Origin of the sequence: Prauserella sp. PE36, from assembly GCF_003311655.1 — a bacterium.
Lineage (GTDB): Bacteria > Actinomycetota > Actinomycetes > Mycobacteriales > Pseudonocardiaceae > Prauserella_A > Prauserella_A endophytica.
Genome location: NZ_QEQT01000028.1, coordinates 50,450 through 56,449 on the forward strand (window position 1 = coordinate 50,450; position 6,000 = coordinate 56,449).

Sequence of the window (6,000 nt, forward strand, 5' to 3'; positions counted from 1 at the left end):
GGACGGCGAGCACGGCACGGCATCGCACGCGTGTACCAAAACGGGCGGTGCGGGCATGGTCCGTTCGTGCCACCCGCTCACACCAGGTGGTGCTGCACCACGTAGGTCGTCGCGGCGGCGCGGGAGGACACCCCCAGCTTCGCGAAGGCGTTCTGCAGGTGCCGCCGCACCGTGTGCTCGCTGATCACCAGCTCCCCCGCGATCTCGCGGTTGGAGCGGCCAGCCGCGACCAGTGCGAGCACCTGCAGCTCACGGCCGGTCAGCTCGCAGGCCGCCGGAGCGGGTTCCCTCAGCCCCGCGACGCCGGGGGCGGCCCCGAGCTGGAGCAGTGTGCGCCGCGCGGCGTCCAGTTCGAACCGCGCGGTGTCGTCGTCGCCGAGCCCGCGGAAGGCCAGGCCGAGCAGGATGTGCGAACGGGCGCCCTCGTAGGGCGCGTCGACCTCGGCCCAGAGCCGGCACGCCGCGCGCAGCGACCCGACCGCTGCCACCGGATCGCCGTCCGCGAGCCGGAGAGCTCCCTCGGCGTGTGCCGACAGCGCGCGCAGCAACGACGCGTCGTGAACGGCGGCCAGACCGGCCAGCGCGTTCCCGGCCGTGCCCGCCGAGGCCGTGTCGCCCGCCGCGAGCATGATCTCGACCCGCGCCGCGAGCGTGAGGGCCCGCTGCCGAGGCGGCAGCGTCCCGTCGGCGGCGTGCCGGATCGCGGCCACCGCCGCGGCGGTGCGGCCCTGCGCGAGCCGCAGCAGCGCGAGCCCCGGCTGCGGCGGGTAGCCCCGCTCGCTCGCCTCGCCGTAGCGCTGCTCGGCCAGCTGCAGCTCGCCACGCAGCCGGTGCAGCTCGGCCTGCTGGTAGAGGGCGAGGCCGAGCGCGGGCTGGCCAGGCGGGTCGGCGAGACGCAGGCACGCGCGCTCGATCTCGGCGAGCGCCTCGGCCCACGCGCCCCGCAGGCGCAGAACCTCGGTGCGGTGCACGAGACACTGCCCGCGGAACGGCACCAGGCCGGGCTGCGCGGCGCACCACGCGCTGAGCGCCGCCGTCCACTCCTGCGCCCTGCGCAGGTCGGCGACCTCCTGGCAGACCTCGATGACACTGCAATAGATCATCCCGGCCGGTATCGCGGACAGCTCGCCCGCGGTGACCTCCGCCATCACCTCGTCGAGCAGCGAGAGCCCGGCGACGGCGTCCCCCATGCCGATCATGGCGCGGCCCTGGCCGTGCCGGGCCATCGCCACCAGGTCGGCGTCGCCGAACCGGGCTCCGATCTCGACGGCGGCGGTGAACAGGTCGTACGCCGTGAGAAAGTCCTCGCCCTGTGCGGACCTGATCCCGGTCGCGGTGAGCAGGTAACCCCGCGTGACGCAGTCGAGGTCGCCGTCGTCGACGATCCGCTGCGCCCGCGCGAACCACCCGCCGCTGCGGGCCAGCTCACCGCGCAGCAGCAGTCGCAGCGCGAGCCAGAACGCGCTCCACGCCGCCCGCTCCGCGTCGCCGAGGCGCAGGTACTCGTGGAACGCCCGCTCGCCCGCCCGGTAGCTCTCGGCGTCGTGGCCGAGCAGGAACGCGGCGGCCGCAAGGCGCGCCAGGTCCTCGGGTTCGAGGGGCTCCTCCGCATCGGCGGTCGACAGCCGCGTGAAGGCGTCCCGCCAGTCGTGCCGCTCGAAGCACTGCCGGGCGCGTCCGAGTTCCGTGGCCGTCGCCATTGGGGCCTCCCGCCGTCTATTGGACCTCACGGCGGGAGGCTTGGGAAGGCACCGGCCCTGCTACGCGACCTGCGCTGTTTCGTAGAGCGACTGTGCGTCGCTGCCGAAGTACGGGCCGAACATGTAGCCGGGCAGGAACGTGTAGCCGAAGCTGTTCACGGAGGCCTGCACGCCGAGCCCGGTCGCCTCGTCGAAGCCGAGGAACCACGGACCGCCGCTGGAGCCGCCCGTCATGTCGCAGCGCATTCCGTAGTCCTCGCTGAAGAACGGATCGGTGAACGTCGCGCCGCTGCAGTAGGTCAGCGACTCGCCGTCGTAGGGCTCGGCCGCCGGGTAGCCGAAGGAGTACATGTCCTGGCCGCGCTCGGTGTTGAACGCGACGCCCTGCGCCCCCACCACGTCGGTGAGGTGGTTGCCGTCGAGGGGTTCGACGACAGCGGCGCCCACGTCGTAGTTGATGTCCTCGCCGGCCTCCCATTGCGGCGTGGTCAGCGTCTGGCTCGCGGCCCACTCACCGAAGGGCGCGTTGCCGTTGTCGTAGCCGGGCACGAAGATCCAGTTGGTGTGCCAGGTGCCCTCGTACTTCACGCAGTGGCCCGCCGTCAGCACGACGCTGCGGTTGGCGCTCGTGACGGCGTTTCCGCTGCACGACGCGGGTGAGCCGTTGAAGTCGAAGAAGACCCGGCCCGCGGTCTCGGTGACCTCGCCGCCACCGGTCCACGGCTCCCCGGTGCTGTTCGCGGCCTGCGGGCGGATCACCGTCGGCGCGCCGCGCGCGACGTCGGCGACCGCCGAGACCGTCTTGTCGAGCAGGTCGTCCATGGGAATCGCCGCCCGCATGCGGTCGGCGGTCCAGTGTTCGGTGGCCTCGCTCGCGGTGCCGTCGAGCGCGTGTACCGCCACATCCGTCTGCTGCGCTGCGGCCGGGGTGGCGAAGGCCGCCACCGCCACCGCGCTCGCGGCCACCACCATCGCCGACCGCGCCAGCCCTCGCCTCATGACGCCCTCCCACATCCTCCGTCATCACGGATCGTGAATTGGCAACCACAGCTGCGTAGGCCAGGTTCGCCCGAGCGGGCCTAGGTGTGTACCGCCGCTTGGCCCAATCCGGAGAGGTCTGGTGAAGGGTGACGCAACGGCGTGCTGCGCGGTGCCCAGCTGCAGTGAAGGCCACCTTGCCTGCGTTGAACGCAGGCAAGGTGGCCTTCACTGCAGTCGGCCGGGTCAGACCACCGCGAGTGGCAGTGCTGTCGGGTGGACGGGGCTCGGGAGGTCCGAGGCGCCCGTGAGGTAGGTGTCCACCGCGTTGGCCACGGACCGGCCCTCCGCGATCGCCCACACCACGAGCGAGGCGCCGCGGTGGGCGTCACCGCACACGAACACGCCCGGCGCCTCGGTCTGCCAGTCGGAGCCGCACGAGAGCGTGCCGCGCCTGGTCAGCTTCAGGCCGAGGTCGTCAATCAGCCGCATGTGCTCGACGCCCTCGAACCCGATCGCGAAGAGCACGAGATCGGCAGGCAGCTCCTCGACCTCCTCGGACGTGGGCACCACCTCGCGGCGCCCGGTCTCCGGGTCCTTCTCCACGCGCACCTTGTGCAGCTCGATGGCCCGCACGTTGCCGTCCTCGTCGCCGACGAACCGCTTCACCGCCACGGCGAAGCGCCGTTCGCCCGTCTCCTCGTGCACCGGGTAGGTGCGCAGGATGTACGGCCAAGTCGGCCACGGCGAGCGGTCGTCGTCGCGTGTGGACGGTGGCTGCGGGTACTGGTCGAGCTGTGTCACCGAGAGCGCGCCCTGGCGGATCGCGGTGCCGTAGCTGTCGGCGCCCGTGTCGCCACCGCCGATGATCACGACGTGCTTGCCGGCCGCCTCGATGGCGGGCGGGCCGTCGCCCTCACACTGCCGGTTGGCGGGCACCAGGTGTTCCATCGCCAGGTGGATGCCCTTGAGATCCCTCCCCGGCGTGGTCGTGTCGTCCCGGCCCCGGAGCGCGCCGACCGCGAGCACCACCGCGTCGTAGCGCTCCCGCAGCTCCTCGACGGTGAGGTCGACCCCGACCTCGCAGCCGGTGACGAACGTGGTGCCCTCCTTCCGCAGCTGCGCGAGCCTGCGGTCGAGGACCTTCTTCTCCATCTTGAACTCGGGGATGCCGTAGCGGAGCAGGCCGCCGAGCCGGTCGTCGCGCTCGAACACGGTCACCTCGTGCCCGGCGCGGGTGAGCTGCTGCGCCGCCGCCAGCCCGGCCGGGCCGGACCCGACGACCGCCACCCGCTGCCCGGTCGAGACCGTCGCCTGCTGCGGCTGCACGTAGCCGGATTCCCACGCCTGCGCCGAAATCGTCTCCTCGACGCGCTTGATCGCCACCGGGCCACCGGACGCGGGCGAGATCGACAGCACGCAGCCCGCCTCGCACGGCGCGGGGCACAGCTTCCCGGTGAACTCCGGGAAGTTGTTGGTGGCGTGCAGCCGCTCGCTGGCCTCCGCCCAGTCGCCCCGGCGCACAAGGTCGTTCCACTCGGGGATGAGGTTGCCGAGCGGGCAGCCCGCGCTGCCGGAGTGGCAGAACGGGATGCCGCAGTCCATGCAGCGGCTGGCCTGCGTGCGCACGGCGCGGTTGCGTTCCTCCTGGCCGAGGTCGGCGTAGACCTCCTGCCAGTCGTGGACTCGCTCGTCCTTCGGCCGCTTCGGCGGCTCGGCGCGCTCGTACTTCAGAAAGCCCGTCGGGTCAGCCACGAGCCGCCTCCATGATCGCCTCGTCCACGTCACGGCCCGCCGCACGCGCGGCCTTGGTGGCCTCCAGAACTCGTTTGTAGTCACGCGGCATCACCTTGGTGAACGACGCCGAGCGGCGCGGCCAGTCGCCCAGCAGCGACGCCGCCACCGCCGAGCGCGTCAGCTCGTGGTGCCTCGTGACGATCTTCTTGAGCCACGCCAGCTCATCGGCCTCGGGCGTGAGCAGCTCCACCATGCCGAGGTTGACCTGCCGCTCGTCGAGGTCGAGCACGTAGGCGAGGCCGCCGGACATGCCCGCCGCGAGGTTGCGGCCCGTGCGGCCGAGGACCACGGCACGGCCGCCGGTCATGTACTCGAACGCGTGATCGCCAACGCCCTCGGCGACGGCCAGCGCGCCCGAGTTGCGCACGCAGAACCGCTCGCCCACCTGGCCGCGGATGAACAGCTCACCGCTCGTCGCGCCGTACGCGATGGTGTTGCCCGCGATGACCTGACCCTCCGCCGCGAACGGCGACTCCGGATGGGGGCGGACGATCACCCGCCCGCCGGACAGGCCCTTGCCGACGTAGTCGTTGGCGTCACCGACCATGTCCAGCGTGACGCCCGGCGGCAGGAACGCGCCCAGTGACTGCCCCGCCGAACCCGTCAGCAGCACGTGGATCGTGTCGTCCGGAAGGCCCGCGCTGCCGTAGCGGCGCGTGATCTCCGAGCCGAGCAGCGTGCCGACCGTGCGGTTGACGTTGCGGACCGGCAGCTCCAGCCGCACGGGGTGCGCGTCCTCCAGCGACGCCTCCGCGAGCTGGATCAGCGTGCGGTCGAGCGCGTGCTCGAGGCCGTGGTCCTGCTCGCGCACCTTGCGCCGCGCCCCGCCGTACGGCGTGTCGGTGGGCACCGCGAACACCGGCGTGAGGTCGAGTCCTCGCGCCTTCCAGTGGTCGACGGCCTCGTCGACGTCGAGCACGTCCGCGCGGCCGATCGCCTCGTCGAGCGTGCGGAAACCCAGCTCCGCCAGCAGTTCCCGGACCTCCTGCGCCACGAAGCGGAAGTAGTTCACCACGTGCTCGGCCTGACCGGTGTAGCGCTTGCGTAGATCCGGATTCTGCGTGGCGACGCCCACCGGGCACGTGTCGAGGTGACACACGCGCATCATGATGCAGCCCGCGACCACGAGCGGAGCGGTGGCGAAGCCGTACTCCTCGGCGCCCAGCAGCGCCGCGACCACCACGTCGCGGCCCGTCTTCATGGCGCCGTCCACCTGCACGGTGATCCGGTCGCGTAGCCCGTTGAGCAGCAGCGTCTGCTGCGTCTCGGCGAGCCCGATCTCCCACGGCGTTCCCGCGTGCTTGAGCGAGTTCAACGGCGAGGCCCCGGTGCCGCCGTCGTGCCCGGAGATGAGCACCACGTCGGCGTGGGCCTTCGAGACACCGGCCGCGACCGTGCCGACGCCGAGCGAGCTGACGAGCTTCACGTGGACGCGGGCCCGCTCGTTGGCGTTCTTCAGATCGTGGATCAGCTGCGCAAGGTCCTCGATCGAATAGATGTCGTGGTGCGGCGGCGGGGAGATCAG

Annotated in this window: 4 protein-coding genes; all 4 read right to left on the reverse strand. The window is 72.2% G+C overall.

Translation table 11 applies throughout. The features are described from left to right. Positions 1 to 77 precede the first annotated feature (77 nt). Entirely contained in the window at positions 78 to 1,700 is a 1,623-nt protein-coding gene (locus DI005_RS01485) for a LuxR family transcriptional regulator (protein ID WP_113641046.1), read from the reverse strand. A gap of 60 nt (positions 1,701 to 1,760) precedes the next feature. Further along, positions 1,761 to 2,699, reverse strand: coding sequence for a serine protease (locus DI005_RS01490; RefSeq protein ID WP_112273210.1), 939 nt, complete (start codon positions 2,697 to 2,699; stop codon positions 1,761 to 1,763). Positions 2,700 to 2,924: 225 nt separating this feature from the next. Continuing rightward, on the reverse strand, positions 2,925 to 4,433 hold the full coding sequence (locus DI005_RS01495) for a glutamate synthase subunit beta (RefSeq protein ID WP_112272685.1): 1,509 nt from the start codon (positions 4,431 to 4,433) through the stop codon (positions 2,925 to 2,927). After that, the coding region (locus DI005_RS01500) for a glutamate synthase-related protein (protein WP_233519945.1) at positions 4,426 to 6,000 on the reverse strand (1,575 nt) is incomplete at its 5' end. The genes DI005_RS01495 and DI005_RS01500, both read right to left, overlap by 8 nt.